Annotated in this window: 18 protein-coding genes and 1 pseudogene; 3 read left to right on the top strand and 16 right to left on the bottom strand. The window is 66.5% G+C overall.

The genetic code is table 11. The annotated features are described in order from the left end of the window. Window positions 1–19 precede the first annotated feature (19 nt). The 16 genes from ACAD63_RS11020 to rpsB all read right to left on the bottom strand — a co-directional run bounded on the left by ACAD63_RS11020 (window position 20) and on the right by rpsB (window position 16,260). Entirely contained in the window at window positions 20–796 is a 777-nt protein-coding gene (locus ACAD63_RS11020; protein WP_115703349.1) for a TrmH family RNA methyltransferase, read from the bottom strand. Next, the gene (gene rnhB, locus ACAD63_RS11015) at window positions 793–1,551 is read right to left on the bottom strand and encodes a ribonuclease HII (protein WP_434033946.1); all 759 of its coding nucleotides are present in this window, start codon (window positions 1,549–1,551) and stop codon (window positions 793–795) included. The genes ACAD63_RS11020 and rnhB overlap by 4 nt, the downstream gene beginning before the upstream one ends. Next, the gene (gene lpxB, locus ACAD63_RS11010) at window positions 1,551–2,759 is read right to left on the bottom strand and encodes a lipid-A-disaccharide synthase (protein WP_195427627.1); all 1,209 of its coding nucleotides are present in this window, start codon (window positions 2,757–2,759) and stop codon (window positions 1,551–1,553) included. Before lpxB ends, rnhB begins: the two co-directional genes overlap by 1 nt. Before the next feature lie 13 nt (window positions 2,760–2,772). Continuing rightward, window positions 2,773–3,576, bottom strand: coding sequence for an acyl-ACP--UDP-N-acetylglucosamine O-acyltransferase (gene lpxA / locus ACAD63_RS11005; RefSeq protein ID WP_133096299.1), 804 nt, complete (start codon window positions 3,574–3,576; stop codon window positions 2,773–2,775). Window positions 3,577–3,676: 100 nt separating this feature from the next. Then, complete coding sequence (gene fabZ, locus ACAD63_RS11000; RefSeq protein WP_010809590.1) at window positions 3,677–4,126, bottom strand: 3-hydroxyacyl-ACP dehydratase FabZ; 450 nt, start codon at window positions 4,124–4,126, stop codon at window positions 3,677–3,679. Between the two features lie 11 nt (window positions 4,127–4,137). Further along, a complete protein-coding gene (gene lpxD, locus ACAD63_RS10995; RefSeq protein WP_434033945.1) occupies window positions 4,138–5,229 on the bottom strand; it encodes a UDP-3-O-(3-hydroxymyristoyl)glucosamine N-acyltransferase in 1,092 nt (363 codons plus the stop codon). Window positions 5,230–5,272: 43 nt separating this feature from the next. Then, window positions 5,273–5,800 (bottom strand): OmpH family outer membrane protein, encoded by a 528-nt coding sequence (locus ACAD63_RS10990; RefSeq protein WP_133096301.1) that lies wholly within the window; start codon window positions 5,798–5,800, stop codon window positions 5,273–5,275. Between the two features lie 22 nt (window positions 5,801–5,822). Then, window positions 5,823–8,156, bottom strand: coding sequence for an outer membrane protein assembly factor BamA (gene bamA / locus ACAD63_RS10985; protein WP_240745874.1), 2,334 nt, complete (start codon window positions 8,154–8,156; stop codon window positions 5,823–5,825). Between the two features lie 96 nt (window positions 8,157–8,252). Further along, on the bottom strand, window positions 8,253–9,656 hold the full coding sequence (gene rseP, locus ACAD63_RS10980) for an RIP metalloprotease RseP (protein WP_434033944.1): 1,404 nt from the start codon (window positions 9,654–9,656) through the stop codon (window positions 8,253–8,255). Between the two features lie 115 nt (window positions 9,657–9,771). Then, complete coding sequence (ispC, locus tag ACAD63_RS10975; RefSeq protein WP_133096304.1) at window positions 9,772–10,953, bottom strand: 1-deoxy-D-xylulose-5-phosphate reductoisomerase; 1,182 nt, start codon at window positions 10,951–10,953, stop codon at window positions 9,772–9,774. Window positions 10,954–10,976: 23 nt separating this feature from the next. Continuing rightward, window positions 10,977–11,798 carry a phosphatidate cytidylyltransferase gene (locus tag ACAD63_RS10970; RefSeq protein WP_133096305.1) on the bottom strand — a complete coding sequence of 274 codons (822 nt, stop codon included), beginning with the start codon at window positions 11,796–11,798 and terminating at the stop codon, window positions 10,977–10,979. Window positions 11,799–11,848: 50 nt separating this feature from the next. Further along, window positions 11,849–12,619, bottom strand: a complete 771-nt coding sequence (locus ACAD63_RS10965) for an isoprenyl transferase (RefSeq protein WP_135705370.1) — start codon at window positions 12,617–12,619, stop codon at window positions 11,849–11,851. A 44-nt stretch (window positions 12,620–12,663) separates the two neighbouring features. Then, window positions 12,664–13,224: a ribosome recycling factor gene (gene frr / locus ACAD63_RS10960; protein WP_133096307.1), complete on the bottom strand. Its 561-nt coding sequence runs from the start codon at window positions 13,222–13,224 to the stop codon at window positions 12,664–12,666. A gap of 117 nt (window positions 13,225–13,341) precedes the next feature. Continuing rightward, on the bottom strand, window positions 13,342–14,052 hold the full coding sequence (gene pyrH / locus ACAD63_RS10955) for a UMP kinase (protein ID WP_063237869.1): 711 nt from the start codon (window positions 14,050–14,052) through the stop codon (window positions 13,342–13,344). Window positions 14,053–14,354: 302 nt separating this feature from the next. Next, window positions 14,355–15,233, bottom strand: coding sequence for a translation elongation factor Ts (tsf, locus tag ACAD63_RS10950; RefSeq protein ID WP_133096308.1), 879 nt, complete (start codon window positions 15,231–15,233; stop codon window positions 14,355–14,357). Between the two features lie 283 nt (window positions 15,234–15,516). Then, complete coding sequence (gene rpsB, locus ACAD63_RS10945) at window positions 15,517–16,260, bottom strand: 30S ribosomal protein S2 (RefSeq protein WP_029045850.1); 744 nt, start codon at window positions 16,258–16,260, stop codon at window positions 15,517–15,519. 360 nt (window positions 16,261–16,620) lie between these two features. On the opposite strand from rpsB, the gene map reads away from it, so the two are divergent. The 3 genes and pseudogenes from map to ACAD63_RS10930 all read left to right on the top strand — a co-directional run. Next, a complete protein-coding gene (gene map / locus ACAD63_RS10940) occupies window positions 16,621–17,439 on the top strand; it encodes a type I methionyl aminopeptidase (RefSeq protein ID WP_133096309.1) in 819 nt (272 codons plus the stop codon). A gap of 76 nt (window positions 17,440–17,515) precedes the next feature. After that, a complete protein-coding gene (locus ACAD63_RS10935) occupies window positions 17,516–20,107 on the top strand; it encodes a [protein-PII] uridylyltransferase (RefSeq protein ID WP_434033943.1) in 2,592 nt (863 codons plus the stop codon). A 22-nt stretch (window positions 20,108–20,129) separates the two neighbouring features. Further along, a pseudogene (locus ACAD63_RS10930) lies at window positions 20,130–20,771 on the top strand (pseudouridine synthase); the annotation flags it as partial.

Below are 20,771 nucleotides of genomic sequence, written 5' to 3'. Positions count from 1 at the left end.
GGCCGCCCGGCCGCTTTTTTCATCGCCGCTGCCGCACCGCCTCGAACAGGCAGATCGCGGTGGCGGCCGCCACGTTCAGCGATTCCAGGCCGCCCGGCTGTGGAATGCCGACCTTGCGCTTGACGTGCTGCATCCACGCGTCGCTGACGCCGGCGCCTTCATTGCCGACCACCCAGGCCACCGGCGCGCGCAGGTCCGTATCGAACACCGCGGCGTCGGCATGCGACGACGTCGCCAGCAATGGCAGCGCCAGCCGCGGTGCCAGCGACTCCACGGTGCAGTGCTCGACGATGTTCAGGTGGAAGTTGGCGCCCATGCTGGCGCGCAGCGTCTTCACCGACCAGGCGAACGCGCATCCCGTTGCCAGGAAGGCATGGCGAATGCCCGCCGCGGCGGCGCTGCGCAGGATCGAGCCGACATTGCCGGCGTCCTGCACGCCGTCGAGGATGATGCAGTCCTCTTCGATGCGCGCCGGCAGGTGGCCAGCAGGCGTTTCGATCACCAGCATCAGGTCGATGCCGTTGACCACGCCGGAAATCTGCGTGAACAGCGTATCGGCCAGCACTACCAGCCGCTCCGCGTCGACGCGCGCCAGCAGCGGCGCAACCTCGGCATGGTCGTAGTGGCGCTCGGACACCACGCAGGTGACTGGCTGGCCCAGTGCATCCACATAGGCCTGGGCCAGGTGCACGCCGTCGAGCAGCGACTGCCCGGCCTTGCGGCGCTGGTGGGTGGAGGTGGCCAGCGCCTTCAGGTGCTTGAACAGCGCGTTGTCGCGCGAGGTGACGTGCTTCACGGTGCGTCGGTTTGCAGGGTGCCTGGGGGCGCGGCCTGGATCGGGGTGGTGAGTTCGGCGACTTCGATGCCGTCAATGCCCCCGGCAGCAACTGCCGTCACCGCGGTAAACAGCGGACGCTGTGCCAGCGCCTCGCGCACCGGCGCGAACGAGCGGCGGTGATGCGGCGTGGCGCCGAACTCGGCCAGCGCGGCCATGTGCTGCGGCGTGGCGTAGCCGACGTGCGAGTCGAAGCCGTACTGCGGGTAGGTTGCGTGCAGCTCCATCAGGGCACGGTCGCGCGCCACCTTGGCCAGGATCGACGCTGCGGAAATCGCCTTGACCAGCGCGTCGCCCTTGACGATGGCCTCGACCGGGAACGGCACCTGCGGGCAGCGGTTGCCATCGACCTGCACCAGGTCCGGCACGATTCCCTTGGCGGCCAGGCCCTGCACGGCGCGCTGCATCGCCAGCATGCTGGCGTGGAAGATATTGATGGTGTCGATTTCCTCGACCGTGGCGAAGGCGATATGCCAACCCAGCGCTCGCTCGCAGATCTTCTCGTACAGCGCCTCGCGCTTGGCGGCGGTCAGGATCTTGGAATCGGCCAGCCCGCGGATCTGGCGCTTGGGGTCCAGCACCACGGCGGCGGCATAGACCGGGCCTGCCAACGGCCCCCTGCCCGCCTCGTCCACGCCGCACAAACGTTGCACGGGGGATGCGGAAGGAGCCAGGTCCAGTCCCATCTGCAGGGATACGGCATTGCGGCGGGCCATCAGACTTTGCCCCGGCTATGCATCAAATCGACCACCACATCGGCGGCAATCTGCGCGGTGTTGCACTTGAGCGTCTCGTGCATGCGGGTGAAATGCTCGTACAGGAAGGCGGTATTGCCCTCGTCGTTGAGCTGCAGCAGCGTTTCGCGGGCCAGCGCCTCGGGCGTGGCATCGTCCTGCAGCAGCTCGGGCACGACAAAGCGCCCTGAAAGGATATTAGGCAATCCCACGTACGGCAGGTAACCCTGCCGCTTCATGATCTGCGCGGTCAGCCAGGGCACCTTGTACGAGATCACCATCGGCTTCTTGTACAGCGCCGCCTCCAGCGTCGCGGTACCGCTGGCCAGCAGCACCACGTCAGCGGCTTCCATGGCCTGGTGCGACTTGCCGTCGACAATGGTCAGGCGCAGTTCCGGATACTGCCGGTGCAGGTCTTCGACGATGGCGCGCAGCGGCGCGCTTGCCGCCGGCAGCACGAACGCCAGGTTCGGGTCCATGCGCTGCATCTGCGCCATCGCGGCAAAGAAGGTGGCGCCAAGGTTGCGCACCTCGGACTGCCGGCTGCCAGGCAGCACCGCGACCACGCGGTGGCCGGCAGGCAGCCCCAGCTCGGCGCGCGCGCCGGCCACGTCAGGCACCATCGGGATCACGTCGGCGAGCGGGTGCCCGACGTAGGTGGCGGGAATGCCGGCCTTGGCGTAGATCTCGGGCTCAAACGGGAACAGGCACAGGATGTGGTCCACCGCGCGCGCGATGGTGCGGATGCGCCCGCCGCGCCAGGCCCAGATCGACGGGCTGACGAAATGCACCACCGGGATGCCGGCGCGGCGCAGCGGCACTTCCAGGCCGAAATTGAAATCCGGGGCGTCGACCCCGATAAAGCACTGCGGCGGCTCGGCCAGCAGCCAGTCTCGCACCTCGCGCCGGGTGCGCAGGATCTCGCGCAGCGAGCCCAGCACCTCGACATAGCCGTTGACCGACAGCGTTTCCATCGGCCAGCGCGAGACGAAGCCCTGCGCCATCATGCGCTTGCCGCCGATCCCGGCGTACGCCATGGTATCGCCCAGGCGGGTCTTGAGCCCGCCCATCATCAGCGATGCCAGCAGGTCGCCGGAGGCCTCTCCGGCCACCATGGCGATGGTGCCGCGCCTGGCGGCGGCAGAACCGTTGCCCGTGGGCAGGCCACCCCGAATCGCGGCGTCGACCATGTGCAGCCCGGTCTCAGCGCACGATGCCGCGCTGGGTGGCGGCAAGGAAGTCGACGAACGACTGCAGCGGCGCCGCGGTGCCGGCATCCGACTGGGCCAGCAAGGCGGCGATCTCGTTGCGGGCCTCGTCGAAGCTGAGGTCGGACTTGTAAAGCAGCTTGTAGGCCTGGCGCAGCGCGGCGATCTGGGCCGCATCGAAGCCGCGGCGGCGCAGCCCCTCCACGTTGACGCCATGCGGCGTCGCCTTGTTGCCGCCCTTGTCGCTGGCGGCGATCACGAACGGCGGCACGTCCTGCACCAGCGCCGAGGCACCGCCCAGCATCGCGTGGGCACCGATGCGCACGAACTGGTGCACGCCGCTCATGCCGCCCAGGATGGCCCAGTCGCCCACGTCGACGTGGCCGGCGATCTGCGCGTTGCTGGAAAACACGGTGTGGTTGCCGACCGAGCAGTCATGCGCGATATGCACGTAGGCCATGATCCAGTTGTCGCTGCCGATGCTGGTCAGGCCGCGGTCCTGCACCGTGCCGGTGTGGATCGTGGTGAATTCGCGGATGGTGTTGCGGTCGCCGATCTCGAGCCGGGTCGGCTCGTTGCGGTACTTCATGTCCTGCGGCACGCCGCCGACCGAGGCATAGGGACCGATGTTGTTGCCCTCGCCGATCGTGGTATGGCCCTCGACCGTCGTATGCGAGCCGATCCGGGTGCCGCTGCCGATCCGCACATTGGGGCCGACGATGGAGAACGGCCCGACGGTCACGTCGGCTGCCAGCTCTGCCTTCGGGTCAACCAGGGCGGTGGGGTGGATTTGCGTCATACGTCCTGTCCTGTGGTGTGTCTGGTGAAGAATGGGCCCCTGCGCGCGGCAAAGGTTCCCGTCCGCGCCGCGCGCCCGTCCGGGAGCGCGGCAGCCGGCCTCACTCGGCCTGCTTCACGGTGCACATCAGTTCCGCCTCGCAGGCGACCTTGTCGTCCACGGTGGCGAACGCCTTGAATTTCCAGATGCCGCGGATATAGCGCTCGACCGTCACATTCATGTGCAGCTGGTCGCCCGGGTACACCACCTGCTTGAAGCGGGCGCCGTCGATGCCGACAAAGTAGTACAGCGCGCCTTCCTTGCGCTCCATGTCGGCGCCGAAGGTCAGCAGGCCGGCCGACTGCGCCAGCGCTTCCAGGATCATCACGCCCGGCATCACCGGCTGTTCCGGGAAATGGCCCTGGAAGTAAGGCTCGTTGATGGTGACGTTCTTCAGCGTCTTGATCCGCTTCTGCGCTTCGAACTCCAGCACGCGGTCGACCAGCAGGAACGGGTACCGGTGCGGCAGCAGCTTGAGGATCTTGCGGATATCGATTTCGGCCGCGCTCATGATGATTTCTCTTAGTCTTGTGTGGGTTGGGACCCGGCGGACTGGCCGCGCAGGCGACGTTCCAGCGCCACCACGCGTTCGCGCAGCTTGCTCAGGCCGCGCACGATGGCTGCGTTGCGTTCCCACTCGCCGTGCGGCAGGAACGGGAAGACGCTGGTGAAATGGCCCCCGGGCTTGGTAATGGATTTGGTAATCGACGTACCGCCGGACACTGTGGTCCGGTCGGCGATGGTCAGGTGGCCGGCAAAATTGGCGGCGCCCCCGATCACGCAGAAGCGGCCGATGCGCGTGCTGCCCGATACCGCGGCGCAGCCGGCAATGACCGTATGGGCGCCGACCCGTACGTTGTGCGCGATCTGGACCTGGTTGTCGATCTTGCAGCCGTCCTCGACCACGGTGTCGGCCATGGCGCCGCGATCGATCGCCGTATTGGCGCCGACCTCCACGTCATGACCCAGCACCGCGCGTCCCGTTTGCGGGATCTTCACGTATTCGACGTCGGTGGCGCTGATATCGGGAGCGAAACCGAAGCCATCGGCGCCGATCACCACGCCGCTGTGCAGGATGGCGCGCGCGCCGACCACGCAGTGGTGGTAGATCGAAACATTGGCGTACAGCAGCGAATCGTCGCCGATCTCGGCACCGGCACCGACGTAGCCGTTGGCCAGGATGCGGACGCGCTCGCCCAGCCGCGCGCCGCGCTCGATCACCACGTTCGGGCCGATGAAGCACGACGCCGGCACCACCGCGTCGGGCGACACGCTGGCACGCGGGTCGATGCCGACGCGGGGATCGTGGTTGGCTTCGCGATCGAAGCGCTGCGCCACGCGGGCAAAGCAGACGTAGGGATTGCGCGCCACCAGCCAGTTGCGGCCGTCGGCCCGGCCCTCGGCGCGGATGCGCTCGAGGTCGGCCGGCGACACGATCACGGCGCCGGCTTGCGAATCCAGCGCCTGCTGCAGGTAGAGCGGATTGGACAGGAACGAGAGCTCGCCCGCCGAAGCCTGGTCAAGGGGAGCCAGGCCAACGATCGCCAGGTCGGGATCACCCACAACCTGCGCGCCGTTCTCGGTGGCGAGCTGACCCAGTGTGGGTGTCTGCATGGCGGTACTTCCTGAAAAAAGGGACGAAACGAACAGCGGCGGCTTAGCGGGCGCCGGCGTTCAGCGCCTTCATCACGTCGTCGGTGATGTCGATGCGCGGGTTCACGTACACGGCTTCCTGCACGATCAGGTCGTACTTGCGCTGCTCCGCCAGCTGGCGGATCACGCGGTTGGCGCGCTCGAGCACCTGCGCCAGCTCTTCATTACGGCGCTGGTTCAGGTCCTCGCGGAACTCGCGCTGCTTGCGCTGGAACTCGCGATCGAGGTCGGCCACCTCGCGCTGGCGGCGCTGGCGGTCGGAGTCGGCCAGCACGGCGGTGTCCTTGTCGAGCTTGTCGGCCATGCCCTTGATCTTCTGGGCCATGTCCTGCAGCTCGCGGTCGCGCTTGGAGAACTCCTGCTCGAGCTTCACCTGGGCCTGCTTGGCCGGCTGCGAATCGCGCAGGATGCGCTCGGAATTGACGGCGGCAATGCGCGCCTCCTGGGCCATGGCCGGCATCGCGGTGCACAGCGCGGCGGTGGCGAATGCGGCGGCGCCCAGGGATTTGACCAGTTTGGATGTTGTCATCATGAAAACAGATCCTTTTACAGAATCAGAATGCCGTCCCGATCTGGAACTGGAAGCGCTGGACCTTGTCAGTTTCTTCCCGGTTGAGCGGGAAGCCCATGCTGATCTTCAGCGGGCCGATCGGCGACAGCCACGACATGCCGAAGCCGGTCGAGTACTTGAGGTCGCTGAACGAAATCGGCGCGCCTTCCTGGTAGACGTTACCGAAGTCGAAGAACGTGAACAGGCGCAGCGTGCGGTCGACACCCGAGCCCGGCAGCGGGAAGATGAATTCCACGTTACCGATCATCTTGGATGCACCGCCCACCGGGTTGCCGTTCTGGTCCTTAGGACCCAGCGTGCTGGTCTGGTAGCCGCGCACCGAGCCGATACCGCCGGCGTAGAAGTACTTGAACACCGGGAACGGCGTGTTGCCGTAGCCGTGGCCGTAAGCGACTTCACCGTTCAGCGCCAGCGTGAACGACTTCGAGATCGGATAGAAGTACTGCTGCTGCACGCTGGCGCGGTAGTACTGCGTATCGCCGCCCGGCAGGCCCACTTCCAGGTTGGCCTGGGTGTACGGGCCCTTGGTCGGGACCAGCGCGCTGTCGCGGCGGTCACGTGCCCAGCCGATCGTAAACGGGAAGTTGTTGATGCCGTCGCCGCTGTTCTTGCCGATCGCGTTCAGCCACGCCGTGTACTGGCTCGGCGTGTTGACCGAGGTATAGACCTGGGTGCGCTCGTAGCCGATACCGAAGAACACGGTGTCGACTTCCGAGAACGGCACGCCGAACTTGAAGCCGCCGCCGGCGGAGACGATCTTGTAGTCCTGGTCGCCGGTGTAGTACAGCGGACGCGAAGTGCGGTAGTAGATATCGGTCGAGCGGCTGATGCCGTCCACCGTGAAATACGGGTCGTACTGCGTCAGCGCGATGGTACGGAACGACTTGGCGGTGTTCACGTCCAGGCCCAGGCTGGTACCGGAGCCGAACACGTTGTCCTGGCGCAGGCCGGCCTGCAGCACCAGCTTGTCGGTGGACGAGAAGCCCACGCCCAGGCTGATCTGCCCGGTCGGTTTTTCGGTCACGTTGACGTTCACATCGACCTGGTCGGGCGCGCCGGCCACGTCCTCGGTGGTGATGTTGGTGTCGGTGAAGTAGCCGGTCCGGTTGATACGCGCCTGCGACTGCTGCAGCTTCTCGCTGTCGAACCACGAGCTTTCCATTTGGCGCATCTCGCGGCGCACCACTTCGTCGCGGGTCTTGCTGTTGCCCACCACGTTGACGCGGCGCACATAGACGCGCCGTCCCGGGTCGACCATCAGCGTCAGCGCGACCTCGCGCTTTTCCTGGTCGATGTTCGGCTGCGGGTTGATCGTGGTGAAGGCGTAGCCATAGGTGCCGAGCAGGTCGGTAATGGCCTTGGTGCTGGCGGTCAGCTTTTCGGACGAGAAGATGTCGCCCTTCTTCAGCTGCAGCAGTTTTTCCATTTCCTCCTGCTTGCCCAGCAGTTCGCCGGCCAGGCGGATGTCGGACACCTTGTACTGCTCGCCTTCCTTGATGTTCAGCGTCAGGTAGATGTCCTTTTTGTCCGGCGTGATCGAGACCTGGGTCGATTCGATCGCGAACTCGAGGTAGCCGCGGTTCAGGTAGTAGGAACGCAGCGCCTCCAGGTCGGCGGTCAGCTTCTGCTTCGAGTACAGGTCATTCTTGGTGTACCACGACAGCCAGTTCGGCGTGGACAGCTGCATCTCGTCGCGCAGCGTGCTTTCCTTGAACGCCTTGTTGCCGACGATATTGATCTGGCGGATCTTGGCGACCGGGCCTTCCTCGACGTTGAACACGACCGAGACGCGGTTGCGGTCCACCGGCGTAACCGTGGTCTGCACGTCGGCGGCATAGTAGCCGCGCGCGACATACTGGCGCTTGAGCTCCTGCTCCGCCTTGTCGATCAGCGCCTTGTCATAGTAGCGCGCTTCGGCGACGCCGACCGCGCGCAGCGAGCGGCGCAGCGTGTCCTTGTCGAATTCCTTGATGCCGACGAATTCCAGTTGCGAGATCGCCGGGCGTTCTTCCACCTGCACGACCAGCACGCCGTCTTCGGCGCGGATCTGCACGTCCTTGAAGAAGCCGGTATTGTAGAGGGCACGGATCGCATCGGCGCCCTTGTCGTCGGTGAACGTTTCACCGACGCGCACGGGGAGGTAGCCAAACACCGTACCCGGCTCGACGCGCTGCAGGCCCTCAACGCGGATGTCCCTGACGACGAACGGATCGGCAGCCCAGCCCGCCGGGCTCCAGGCTGCAATAACGGCACTCGCCAGCAAGCCCAGCGAAATGCGCTTATGTCTGATCAATGTTGATCCCCTCTTTGATTCCATCCAGGATTTTCCATGCCTCGTGGGACTGCGCATGGCAATGGCGCCCCCTGGCGACGGTGTCCGACGACACGACCGCCCCCTTGCCGACAAGCGTTTCTAGCCGTTCGCCAGAAACATTCGGCTGACGTCATTGAACAAAGCGAGCGAGGTCAGGAGCAGGATGCAGGCAATGCCAACCTTCTGCAGCATTGCCTGCCAGTGGTCTGGTACGGGCCGGCCAGTCAAAAATTCCACGCAATAATACAGCAAATGCCCCCCATCCAGAACCGGAATAGGTAACAAATTCAGTACACCGAGGCTGACGCTGACCAGCGCCAGGAAGCTGACAAAAGCCTGCAGGCCGAGGTTTGCGGCACGCCCGGCGTAGTCCGCCACTGTCAGCGGTCCGCTCAGGTTCTGCAGCGACGCCTGCCCCACCAGCATCTTGCCCAGCAGCTTCAGCGACAGCGCGCTGGTGTCCCACACCTGGCCGAACGCGCGCGCCAGCGCCTCGTCCGGACGGTAGCGCACCGTCTCCATCTCCACCGCCTGGCTGAGCGCCGCGCCCAGCTTGCCTGCGGGCGGCGCCGGCGCGCCGCTGGCATCCTTCTCGCCGTCGCGCGGGGCGGCAGCGTCCAGCGTCACCGGCACGTCCAGCCGCTTGCCGTCGCGCTCGATGCCGAGCGTCACGGTCTGGCCCGGCTGGCTGCGCACCGCCTTGATCAGCGCGCTGGCCTGGGTCATCGGGGTGCCCTGCCAGGCGACGATGCGGTCGCCCTTCTTCAGCCCGGCGCGCTCGGCGGCCGAGTCCGGCAATACCTCGGTGATCGTGACCGGCCCGCCTTTCAGATTCAGGCCCAGCGTGTTGAGCGGATCCTGCTCCGGGTTGCCGCCGGTATTGGGCAGGCGCGCCAGCGTGACGTCGCGCTCGGTGCCATCGGCGGCGCGCACGCGCAGCACGGCGCGCGCATCGCCGAAGCCCCCGGCGAAGACCGCCATGCGCAGGTCGTTCCAGGAACGCACCGCTTCGGTATGGCCGTTGGCGGTCAGCGACAGCACCCGGTCGCCTTCGCGCACGCCGGCCTGCTGCGCCATGGTGCCGGCCGCCGGCGCGGCGACGATCGGCGCGGGTTCGCGCATGCCGCCGGCGAACAGCGCGAAGTACAGCACGATCGCCAGCAGGAAATTGGCCAGCGGCCCGGCCGCGACAATGATGAAGCGCTTGCCGACCGGCTGGCGGTTGAACGCGCGCGGCAGGTCGGCCGGATCGATCCGGGCGTCGCGCTCGGGGTCGAACTCGCGCTCGTCCAGCATCTTCACGTAGCCGCCCAGCGGGATGGCCGCCACCGTCCATTCGGTGCGGTCGCGGCTCTTCGAGATCCAGCGTAGCAGCGGCCGCCCGAAGCCGATCGAAAAGCGCAACACCTTCACGCCGCAGGCGCGCGCGGCGAGGTAATGCCCCATCTCGTGCACGTAGATGAGTACGCACAAGGCAACAATGAAAGCGAGTACGGTTTGCATGGCGTCGGGACGTCAGTAACAGTGGCTGGACTGGCGCGCCGGATCCGGGGGTACCGGCATGTCCGGGGCCGCCGCAACCGCTATTGTCGCAGATGCGGCGGGCCGGTCCGTCGGATCAGTGGCGCAGCGCCAGCCCGGCAACGGCCGCGCGCGCAGCCGCGCGCGCCATGCGGTCGGCATCGAGGATGGCGTCTAGCGTGTCCGCCGCGCCGGCCGGTGCCGCCTGGAGCACCTGAGCCACCAAACGCGAAATGTCCGTGAAGCGCACTTTTCCGCCCAGGAATGCTTCGACCGCCACCTCGTTGGCGGCATTGAGCACGGTCGGCGCCACGCCACCGGCGCGCAGCGCGTCGAAGGCCAGCCCCAGGCACGGGAAGCGCTGCAGGTCCGGCTTCTCGAAATGCAGCCCGCCGGCCAGCGTCAGGTCGAGCGGCGTCACGCCGGCATCGATGCGCTCGGGATAGGCGAGGCCGTAGGCGATCGGCGTGCGCATGTCCGGGTTGCCCAGCTGCGCCAGCACCGAGCCGTCGTGGTAGGCCACCATCGAATGCACGATGCTCTGCGGGTGGATCAGCACCTCGATGCGCTCGGCCGGCGCGCCGAACAGCCAGTGCGCCTCGATGACCTCGAGGCCCTTGTTCATCATGGTGGCCGAGTCGACCGAGATCTTGCGGCCCATGACCCAGTTCGGGTGGGCGCAGGCCTCGTCCGGCGAAATGTCATGCAGCGTGTCGGGATCGCGGGTGCGGAACGGCCCGCCCGACGCGGTCAGCAGCACCTTGGCCACGCCACGGCCATAGCGCGGGTCGTCGGCAGGCAGGCACTGGAAGATGGCGTTGTGCTCGCTGTCGATCGGCAGCAGCGTGGCGCCATGCTCGCGCACCGCGTCCATGAAGATGCGGCCGGACATCACCAGCGCTTCCTTGTTGGCCAGCAGCACGCGCTTGCCGGCACGCGCAGCGGCCAGCGTCGGGCGCAGGCCGGCGGCGCCGACGATCGCGGCCATCACGGCGTCCGTCTGCGCGTCGGCGGCGACCGATTCCAGCTCGGCCTCGCCGTGGCTGACTTCGGTATCGACACCGGCATCGCGCAGCAGCGCCTGCAGCTCGCCGGCCGCCTCGGCACTGCCTACCACGGCGCGGGCCGGGCGGAACGCAATGCATTGCTCGGCCAGCTTGCGCACTTGCCGATGCGCCGTCAGCGCGTGCACGGTGTAGCGGTCGGGATGGCGGCGGACGACATCGAGCGTGCTTTCGCCGATCGAGCCGGTGGCGCCAAGGATGGTAATGCGCTGCATATCAGACCGCTTCAGAGAAGGCTTCAGAGAAAAATCAGCATCAGTGCCGCCAGCGGGAACACCGGCAGCAAGGCATCGATCCGGTCCAGCACGCCGCCATGGCCCGGCAGCAGCCGGCTGCTGTCCTTCATGCCGACCTGCCGCTTGAGCAGCGACTCGAACAGATCGCCGATCACGCTCGCCGCGACCAGCAGCGTGGTCAGCGCGGCCACGTAGCCCAGGCCGCCGCGGTCGCCCAGCACCGAGAACCACGTCGGCGCGAAGGCATGGGTGGCGGCCAGCGCCAGGCCGATGACGAGCGCCAGCAGCCAGCCGCCGATGGCGCCCTCCCAGGACTTGCCCGGGCTGATGGACGGTGCCAGCTTGCGCCGGCCGATGGCCTTGCCGGTGAAATAGGCGCCGATGTCGGCCGCCCACACCAGCACGGCCGCCGTCAGCAGCACGCCGATGCCGGCGCCGCGCAGGATCATCGTGGCATGGGCAAACGCGGGCAGCATGACCAGGCCCAGTATGGCCCCCAGCACGGCAAAGCCCGGCGTGGCGGTGCGCACGCCGCGCGCCAGCAAGACCAGCGCCACGCCCCAGCACACCACCGCCGCTTCCAGCAGCCAGGTGGTGGCGTGGCGCAGCGGCATGTCATGCCAGGTGATGGTGGCGATCAGGCAGGCCAGCGCATAGACATAGGGCCAGGGCCCGCGCAGTCCGATCAGGCGTCCGAATTCCCAGCCCGCCAGCAGCACGATCACCCCGAGCAGGCCCGCCAGGCCGGCCGGCGGCGCCAGGAACAGGATCGGAAGAATCAGCAGCAACAGGCACAGGGCGGTGATGACGCGGGTGAGGAGCATGCGCTGCGGTCCCGTGGTAGTTATTGGAGTAGCCCGGATCGGCCAGGGTGTCAGGCGGTGCCCGATAGTCCCGGCGCAACCAGTTGCGCGCTGGTGCGGCCGAAACGGCGTTCGCGCTGGCGGTACGAGGCAAAGGCCTTGTCCAGCTCGGCGGCGTCGAAATCCGGCCAGTACACGTCGGTGAAATACAGCTCGGAATACGCGAGCTGCCACAACAGGAAATTGCTGATGCGCTGTTCGCCGCCGGTGCGGATGAACAGGTCGGGCTCCGGCGCATAGGCCATGGCCAGGTGCGGGGCGAGCATCGATTCGTCGATCGACTCCGGATCGAGCATCGGCGAGCGCGCCAGCATCTTGCGCATGGCCTGCAGCAGGTCCCAGCGGCCACCGTAGTTGGCGGCGATGGTCACGGTCAGGCCGGTGTTGCCTGCGGTGCGGGCCTCGGCGTCCTTGATCAGTTTCTGGATGCGCGGGCTGAAGCGGGCCAGATCGCCAACCACCCGCAGGCGGATGTTGTTGGCGTGCATCTTCACCACTTCGCGCCGCAGCGACATCATGAACAGCCGCATCAGGAACGACACCTCGTCCGCCGGCCGGCGCCAGTTCTCGGAACTGAACGCGAACAGCGTCAGGTACTGCACGCCGCGCGCGGCGCAGGCTTCCACCACCGCGCGCACAGCATCCAGCCCCCGGGAGTGCCCGGCAACGCGCGGCAGGTGCCGCTGGGTCGCCCAGCGGCCGTTGCCGTCCATGATGATGGCAACGTGACCAGGCACGTAGGAGGTATCGGGTACGGCGAGTGTTGAACTGATGTGCTGCATGATGGCAGACGGTCGCGGCAGCCCCGGCAAATGCAGGGACGGCGTCAGACCGTCATGATCTCCTTCTCTTTTTCGGCGACCATCTTGTCGATCTCGGCCACGTACTTGTCGGTCAGCTTCTGCACCTCGTCCTGGCCGCGGCGCTCGTCGTCCTCCGAGATGGCCTTGTCCTTGACCAGCTTCTTGAACTGCTCATTGGCATCGCGGCGCAGGTTGCGCACCGCAACCTTGGCACCCTCGGCCTCGCCCTTGACGACCTTGGTCAGCTCCTTGCGGCGCTCTTCGGTCAGCGCGGGCATCGGCACGCGGATCACGTCGCCCATGGTGGCCGGGTTCAGGCCCAGGTCGCAATCGCGGATGGCCTTCTCGACCGCCCCCACCATCTTCTTTTCCCACGGCTGCACCGTGATCGTACGCGCATCGGCCAGGCCGACGCTGGCGACCTGGCTGATCGGCACCATCGAACCGTAGTAATCCACCTGAACGTGGTCGAGCAGGCCGGTGTGGGCACGGCCAGTGCGGATCTTCGCCAGATCGGCCTTGAAGGCTTCGATCGACTTCTGCATTTTCTGCTCGACGCTCTTCTTTGTGTCGGCGACGCTCATGTTAACCTCCGGAAATCAGCCAACCATGATCCCGCCGGGCGGGATCGAAAATGAATCATTCTACTCTTTGCCCGGCCAGACACCAGCGCCGTGGCGCGGCATCGGGGGGCGCCGGACTCAGACGTGGACCAGGGTACCCTCGTCTTCGCCCAGGATCACGCGCTTGAGCGCGCCCGGCTTGACGATCGAGAACACGCGGATCGGCAGCTTCTGGTCGCGGCACAGGGCGAAGGCGGTAGCGTCCATCACCTGCAGGTTCTTCGAGATCGCCTCGTCGAAGCTGATGGTGGTGTAGCGCGTGGCGCTCGGGTCCTTCTTGGGGTCGGCGGTGTAGACGCCGTCCACCTTGGTCGCCTTGAGCACAACCTCGGCACCGATTTCCGAGCCGCGCAGCGCGGCGGCGGTATCAGTGGTGAAGAACGGGTTGCCGGTGCCGGCGGCGAAGATCACCACCTTGCCCTCTTCCAGCTGGCGAATCGCGCGCGGGCGGATGTACGGCTCGACCACCTGGTCCATGCGCAGCGCGGACTGTACGCGGCCTTCGATATTGGCGTGGCGCATCGCGTCCTGCAGGGCCAGCGCGTTCATCATGGTGGCCAGCATGCCCATGTAGTCGGCCGTGGCGCGATCCATGCCGGCCGCGCCGCCCGCGACACCGCGGAAGATATTGCCGCCGCCGATGACCACCGCGACCTGGACGCCGAGCTTCACGATCTCGGCAATGTCGTTCACCATCGCCTCGATGGTGGAGCGGTTGATGCCAAAGGCATCGTCGCCCATCAGGGCTTCACCGGACAGTTTCAGAAGGACGCGCTTGTAGGCTGGCATGTTTACCCTCGGGCAGGAGCAAGTCGCTCGTTTGGGACTGAACACAAATGAGACGATTGATTTTTTGACACCGGCGGCGCGGATCGCGCGCCACCGGCGGGAGAAAGCCGGTTTTCGGGGTCGCCCCGCCCTGGCGGCAGGCGACAGGAAGACGACCGCGAAAACTGACTGCTGCAGTCAACGTGCTGCAAAGTGCAATACGCGTCACTGCGCTACTTATGCAGAGGGGCACCTTGCGGCGCCCCTGCGGCATTATAGGCGCCCGGACCGTCCCATAAGGGCCGGCCGGCGCGCCCCTGACATCAGCCCTTCTGGGCAGCGGCCACCTGGGCGGCCACTTCAGCGGCGAAGTCGTCCTGCTTCTTCTCGATGCCTTCGCCCACGACGTACAGGGTGAAGCCCTTCACGGTCGTGTTGGCAGCCTTGAGCATCTGCTCGACGGTCTGCTTGTCGTTCTTCACGAACGGCTGGTTGAACAGCGACACCTCCTTCAGGTACTTCTGCACCGAGCCCTCGACCATCTTGGCGGCGATCTCGGCCGGCTTGCCCGACTCGGCAGCCTTCTGCTCGGCGATGCTGCGCTCCTTGGCGATCAGGTCGGCGGGGACCTGCTCGGCCGACAGCGACACCGGCTTCATGGCGGCCACGTGCATGGCCACGTCCTTGGCGGCGGCTTCGTCGCCGTCGAACTCGACCATCACGCCGATACGGGTGCCGTGCAGGTACGAAACCAGCTTGCCGCCGTTGGCGTAACGGACAAAGCGGCGGATCGTCATGTTCTCGCCGATCTTGCCGATCAGGGCGGCACGGGTGGCTTCCACGCTCACGCCGTCGATTTCCAGCGCCGACAGCGCAGCCACGTCGGCCGGGTTCTGCTTGGCGATCAGCTCGGCAACCTTGGCCGTGAACGCCAGGAAGTCGTCGTTCTTGGAGACAAAATCGGTCTCGCAGTTCAGTTCGACCAGGGCGCCGGTGGTGCCGTCGATGAACGAACCGACCACGCCTTCAGCGGTCACGCGCGATGCGGCCTTGCTGGCCTTGTTGCCCAGCTTGACGCGCAGCAGCTCTTCGGCCTTGTTCAGGTCGCCGTCGGCCTCGGTCAGGGCCTTCTTGCATTCCATCATCGGCGCGTCGGTCTTCGCGCGCAGTTCTGCAACCATGCTTGCGGTAATTGCCGCCATTTGTCACTCCTTGAATGGTTCGCGCCGGGCCCCGGCAGTCGCCCGCGGCACCCGGTCGGTGGGTCTACAGCGCACCCGCGGCAGATATTGCCTGCGGCGGATGACAACAATTCAAATTCGAAAAAAGGGGGCGCCAGATGTGCCCCCTTTTTTTGCCCTGCTGCCGAAGTACCCCGGCTTGCGCCCTGCGCGCTGCCCGGCATGCCGGGCGGCAAGCGATGCTTGCTGTCTTATGTTGACGTGCGCGCTATCGGGTTCCTTTCAAACAGCGGGCCGGAGGCTATCAGCCTTCCTGCACTTCGACGAATTCGTCGTCGCCGCGGGCGGCTTCAACGACTTCCTGCACCGCGTTGGCACGGCCTTCCAGGATCGCGTCAGCCACGCCGCGCACGTACAGGGCCACAGCCTTGCTCGAGTCGTCGTTGCCCGGGATCACGTAGTCGATGCCGTCCGGCGAGTGGTTGGTATCGACCACGCCGATCACGGGGATGCCCAGCTTGTTGGCTTCGGTCACGGCAATCTTGTGGTAGCCGACGTCGACCACGAAGATGGCGTCAGGCACGCCGCCCATGTCCTTGATGCCGCCGATCGACTTTTCCAGCTTGATCATCTCGCGCTCGAACATCAGCGCTTCCTTCTTGCTCATGGTTTCCAGCGCGCCGGCTTCCTTGGCGGCTTCCATGTCCTTCAGGCGCTTGATCGAGGTCTTGACCGTCTTGAAGTTGGTCAGCATGCCGCCGAGCCAGCGGGCGTCGACGTAGGGCATGCCGGCGCGGCCTGCTTCTTCAGCCAGGATTTCGCGCGACTGGCGCTTGGTGCCCACGAAAAGGATGGTGCCGCGATTGGCTGCCAGCTGACGCACGTACTTCATGGCGTCCTGGAACATCGGCAACGTCTTTTCGAGGTTGATGATGTGGATCTTGTTGCGATGGCCGAAGATGAAGGGGGCCATCTTCGGGTTCCAGAAGCGGGTCTGGTGGCCGAAGTGGCAACCGGCTTCCAGCATTTCGCGCATGGTAACGGACATGTGATTCTCCAAAGGGTTAGGTCTGAAGCCCGCCCCGACATTCCTGAAAAGGAACACCCCGGATAGGCGGGCCAGCGATTTCCAAAAACGATTTCCAAGAAACCGTGCAGCAGATGCTGCAAAATACCGGCCTGGCGGATGCAATGCTGCGCCGCAATCAAGTCAGCCCGCTATTCTAGCAAGAAAAGCATCGGGCGCTCAAGCCGCCCGGATCGCAACCGCAGCACCCGCGTTGGAGAGGCGCCGTCCAAAAGCGCCTCGGCACAGGCTGCTATCAGGCTCCGATGGTGCGATAATCCGACATTGACCTTTCGAATTCGGCGCGGCCAGTGGCCCCGCCATCACTTTTGGCGACGCAGCATGAGCATTTACCTGAACACCGCCGAAGACATCGCCCAGATGCGCGTGGCTTGCCGCCTTGCCTCCGAAGTCCTCGACTACATCACGCCCTTCGTCCAGCCGGGCGTCACCACGGGCGAGCTGGACCGCCTGTGCCACGCCTACATGCGTGACGTGCAAGGCACCGTGCCGGCGCCACTGAACTATGCGCCCCCCGGCTACCCGCCCTTCCCCGGCGCGATCTGCACCTCGGTCAACGACGTGATCTGCCATGGCATTCCCGGCGAGCGCGTGCTCAAGAGCGGCGACGCGGTCAACCTGGACATCACCGTCATCACCAAGGAAGGCTACTACGGCGACACCAGCCGCATGTTCATCGCCGGCGAGGGCTCGATCCTGGCCAAGCGCCTGGCGCAGGTGACATACGAATGCATGTGGAAGGGCATCGCCCAGGTACGCCATGGCGCGCGCCTCGGCGACATCGGCCATGCCATCCAGGTGCACGCCGAAGCCGCCGGCTACAGCGTGGTGCGCGAATACTGCGGCCACGGCATCGGCAAGAACTTCCACGAAGACCCGCAGATCCTGCACTACGGCCGAGCCGGCACCGGCGCCGAGATCAAGGCCGGCATGATCTTCACCGTGGAGCCGATGATCAACGCCGGCAAGCGCGATATCCGCACCATGCCCGACCAGTGGACGGTCAAGACCCGCGACCGCAGCCTGTCGGCGCAGTGGGAGCACACCGTGCTGGTCACCGAGACCGGGTATGAAGTGCTGACGGTCTCCGCCGGCACACCGGCGCCGCCGGCCTTCATTACGGAATCCGTCGCGGCCTGAGGTCGCACACCAGCCAGGGCGCCTGAGCGGCGCCCTTATTTTTCCAGCCGTGCCCACGAACCACCCCGCCCTCTCCATGGACACCACGCCGGAACTTCTGCTGGCCACGCGCGTGCGCGAACAGCTCAAAGCCGACAAGCAGGTCCTGCTTGCCGACTTCAATACCAGCGCCAACGTCGGCACGCTGATCACGCGGCTGCGCCGCGCCGTCGACGCCGCGCTGGTAGAGGCGTGGCGCGGGCTGCAGATGCCCGCGGGTGCGGCGCTGGTGGCGGTGGGCGGCTACGGCCGCGGCGAGTTGCTGCCCTATTCGGACGTCGACGTGCTGCTGCTGCTGCCCGCCGATCCCGACCAGGACACCACCGGGCGGCTGGAGCGCTTTATCGGCCTGTGCTGGGACCTGGGGCTGGAGATCGGCTCGTCGGTACGCACCGTGGACGATTGCATCGGCGAGTCGCGCCAGGACATCACCATCCGGACCTCGCTGCTGGAGGCGCGGCTGGTGACCGGGAGCCGCAAGCTGTTCGAGTCGATGCGCACGCGCTACCTCGCCGACCTGGACCCGGCCGCGTTCTTCCAGGCCAAACTGCTGGAAATGCGCCAGCGCCACGCCAAGTACCAGGACACGCCCTACGCGCTCGAGCCCAACTGCAAGGAAAGCCCGGGCGGCCTGCGCGACCTGCAGGTGATCCTGTGGATGACCAAGGCCGCGGGCCTGGGCGACAGCTGGAAAGAACTGTTCGAGCGCGGCCTGCTGACGCAGCGCGAAGCGCAGGAACTGGCGCGCAACGAGCGCCTGCTCAAGACCATCCGCGCGCGCCTGCACCTGGTGGCGGGCCGGCGCCAGGACGTGCTGGTGTTCGACCTGCAGACCGCGCTGGCGGAATCCTTCGGCTACCGCCAGACCACCAACAAGCGCGCTAGCGAGCAGCTGATGCGGCGCTACTACTGGGCGGCGAAGGCAGTCACGCAGCTCAACAGCGTGCTGCTGCTGAACATCGAGGCGATGCTGTTCCCGAGCGAGTCGCAGGTCACGCGCGTGCTCAACGAACGCTTTGTCGAGCGCCAGGGCATGCTGGAGATCACCAGCGACGACGTGTATGAGCGCGATCCGCACGCGATCCTGGAAACCTTCCTGCTGTACCAGCGCACGCCCGGCGTGAAGGGCCTGTCGCCGCGCACGCTGCGCGGGCTGTACAACGCCCGCACCGTGATGACCGCAAGCTGGCGCAACGACCCGGAAAACCGCCGCCTGTTCCTGGCCATCATGCAGGAGCCGCAAGGCATCACTCACGCGCTGCGGCTGATGAACCAGACCAGCGTGCTGGGGCGCTACCTGATCAACTTCCGCCGCATCGTCGGGCAGATGCAGCACGACCTGTTCCACGTCTACACCGTGGACCAGCACATCCTGATGGTAGTGCGCAACATGCGCCGCTTCGCCATCGTCGAGCACACGCACGAGTTCCCGTTCTGCAGCCAGCTGATGGCGAGCTTCGACAAGCCGTGGGTGCTGTGGGTGGCGGCGCTGTTCCATGACATCGCCAAGGGCCGCGGCGGCGACCATTCCAAGCTCGGCACGCAGGACGCGCGCCGCTTCTGCAAGCAGCATGGCATCGCGCGCGAAGATGCCGACCTGATCAGCTGGCTGGTCGAGCACCACCTGACCATGAGCCACGTGGCGCAGAAGCAGGACCTGACCGATCCGGAAGTGGTTCATGCCTTCGCGCGCGTGGTCGGCAGCGAACGCTACCTGACCGCGCTGTTCCTGCTGACGGTGGCCGATATCCGCGGCACCAGCCCCAAGGTCTGGAACGCGTGGAAGGGCAAGCTGCTGGAAGACCTGTACCGGATCACGCTGCGCGTGCTCGGCGGCGCCAGGGTCGATTCGCACTCGCTGTGGGCGCAGCGCAAGGAAGAAACCATCTCGACGCTGCGGCTCAAGGCGTTCGATCCCGAGCTCGGCAAGCGGCTGTGGGCGCAGCTCGACGTGGCCTTCTTCCTGCGCCACGATGCGCGCGATATCGCCTGGCTCACGCGGCACCTGTACGACAAGGTCGACAGCCCCGCCCCCGTGGTGAAGGCACGCATCTCGCCTGCGGGCGAAGGCCTGCAGGTGGCTGTCTACGTGCAGGACCAGCCCGACCTGTTCGCGCGCATCTGCGGCTATTTCGAGCGCAAGGCGTTTTCGATCCAGGACGCCAAGATCCACACCACCCGGCACGGCTACGCGCTGGACACGTTCCAGGTCACGGACCCCGGCATGGCAGGAAATGACAACTACCGTGGCAACTACCGCGACATCATCGCGCTGGTGGAGCACGAGCTTTGCGAAAAGCTGCGCCAGCACGACGCCCTGCCCGAGCCCACGCAGGGACGCCTGTCGCGCCAGTCGCGCAGCTTCCCGATCAAGCCGCGCGTGGACCTGCGCGCGGACGAGCGCGGCCAGTATTACCTGCTGTCGCTTTCCGCCAACGACCGCACCGGCCTGCTGTACGCCATCGCCCGCGTACTGGCACGGCATCGCGTGTCCGTGCATTCGGCACGCATCAACACCCTGGGCGAACGCGTCGAAGACGTGTTCCTGGTAGACGGCAGCCGCCTGGCCGCCGACAACCGATTGCAGATTCAGCTTGAACAGGACTTGCTCGCCGCCCTCGCGATCTGAGGCGGCGGACAGCATCAACGATATGACCGACAGCAATTCGCCGAAGCGCAAGACGCTAGGCATCAAGGCCGCAAGCGATACCGGCACGGCCGCGCGCAAGACCGGCAACCGCCCGGTGCGGGTTTCGGACCTGAACCGCAACCGCGTGCGGGCCGTGACCGAAGGCATCAAGCGTGCGCAGCAGAATGACGGCGGCAAGAGTGCCGGCCGCCGCGCGCCAGGCGAAGCGCAATCGGGCGGCGACGTGCGCAAGCCGCGTCCGCCGCGGCCCGCTGACGGCGAGCGCCAGGCACGGCCGCGCCGTGCCGAAGGCGAAGCGCGCCCGCCTCGACGTTTTGGCGACGACGACAATCGTCCGCGCCGCTACGGCGACGATCGCGGTGAGGCTCGTCCGCGCCGCTTCGAAGGCAATGAGTCGCGTCCGCCGCGGCGATTTGGCGACGACGACAAACGTCCACGCCGCTATGGCGACGATCGTGGCGAGGCGCGCCCGCGCCGCTTCGAAGGCAATGAATCGCGTCCGCCGCGGCGCTTCGGCGACGACGACAACCGTCCGCGCCGCTATGGCGACGATCGCGGCGAAGCCCGCCCGCGCCGCTTCGAAGGCAATGAATCGCGTCCGCCGCGGCGCTTCGGCGACGACGACAACCGTCCGCGCCGCTAT

Origin of the sequence: Cupriavidus sp. a3 (genome assembly GCF_051015765.1) — a bacterium.
Classification (GTDB): domain Bacteria; phylum Pseudomonadota; class Gammaproteobacteria; order Burkholderiales; family Burkholderiaceae; genus Cupriavidus; species Cupriavidus oxalaticus_A.
The sequence above is the reverse complement of the archived record's forward strand: the minus strand, read 5'-3'. Positions and strand labels throughout refer to the sequence as shown.

Coding starts and splice junctions, on each gene's coding strand:
- lpxD (WP_434033945.1), bottom strand. CDS start 5,229: ATGCAGACACCCACACTGGGTCAGCTCGCCACCGAGAACGGCGCGCAG.
- rseP (WP_434033944.1), bottom strand. CDS start 9,656: ATGCAAACCGTACTCGCTTTCATTGTTGCCTTGTGCGTACTCATCTAC.
- lpxB (WP_195427627.1), bottom strand. CDS start 2,759: ATGGTCGACGCCGCGATTCGGGGTGGCCTGCCCACGGGCAACGGTTCT.
- lpxA (WP_133096299.1), bottom strand. CDS start 3,576: ATGACGCAAATCCACCCCACCGCCCTGGTTGACCCGAAGGCAGAGCTG.
- ACAD63_RS10990 (WP_133096301.1), bottom strand. CDS start 5,800: ATGATGACAACATCCAAACTGGTCAAATCCCTGGGCGCCGCCGCATTC.
- tsf (WP_133096308.1), bottom strand. CDS start 15,233: ATGGCGGCAATTACCGCAAGCATGGTTGCAGAACTGCGCGCGAAGACC.
- fabZ (WP_010809590.1), bottom strand. CDS start 4,126: ATGAGCGCGGCCGAAATCGATATCCGCAAGATCCTCAAGCTGCTGCCG.
- ACAD63_RS10970 (WP_133096305.1), bottom strand. CDS start 11,798: ATGCTCCTCACCCGCGTCATCACCGCCCTGTGCCTGTTGCTGCTGATT.
- frr (WP_133096307.1), bottom strand. CDS start 13,224: ATGAGCGTCGCCGACACAAAGAAGAGCGTCGAGCAGAAAATGCAGAAG.
- ACAD63_RS10935 (WP_434033943.1), top strand. CDS start 17,516: ATGGACACCACGCCGGAACTTCTGCTGGCCACGCGCGTGCGCGAACAG.
- pyrH (WP_063237869.1), bottom strand. CDS start 14,052: ATGCCAGCCTACAAGCGCGTCCTTCTGAAACTGTCCGGTGAAGCCCTG.
- rnhB (WP_434033946.1), bottom strand. CDS start 1,551: ATGGCCCGCCGCAATGCCGTATCCCTGCAGATGGGACTGGACCTGGCT.
- ACAD63_RS10965 (WP_135705370.1), bottom strand. CDS start 12,619: ATGCAGCACATCAGTTCAACACTCGCCGTACCCGATACCTCCTACGTG.
- ispC (WP_133096304.1), bottom strand. CDS start 10,953: ATGCAGCGCATTACCATCCTTGGCGCCACCGGCTCGATCGGCGAAAGC.
- map (WP_133096309.1), top strand. CDS start 16,621: ATGAGCATTTACCTGAACACCGCCGAAGACATCGCCCAGATGCGCGTG.
- bamA (WP_240745874.1), bottom strand. CDS start 8,156: ATGGAATCAAAGAGGGGATCAACATTGATCAGACATAAGCGCATTTCG.
- rpsB (WP_029045850.1), bottom strand. CDS start 16,260: ATGTCCGTTACCATGCGCGAAATGCTGGAAGCCGGTTGCCACTTCGGC.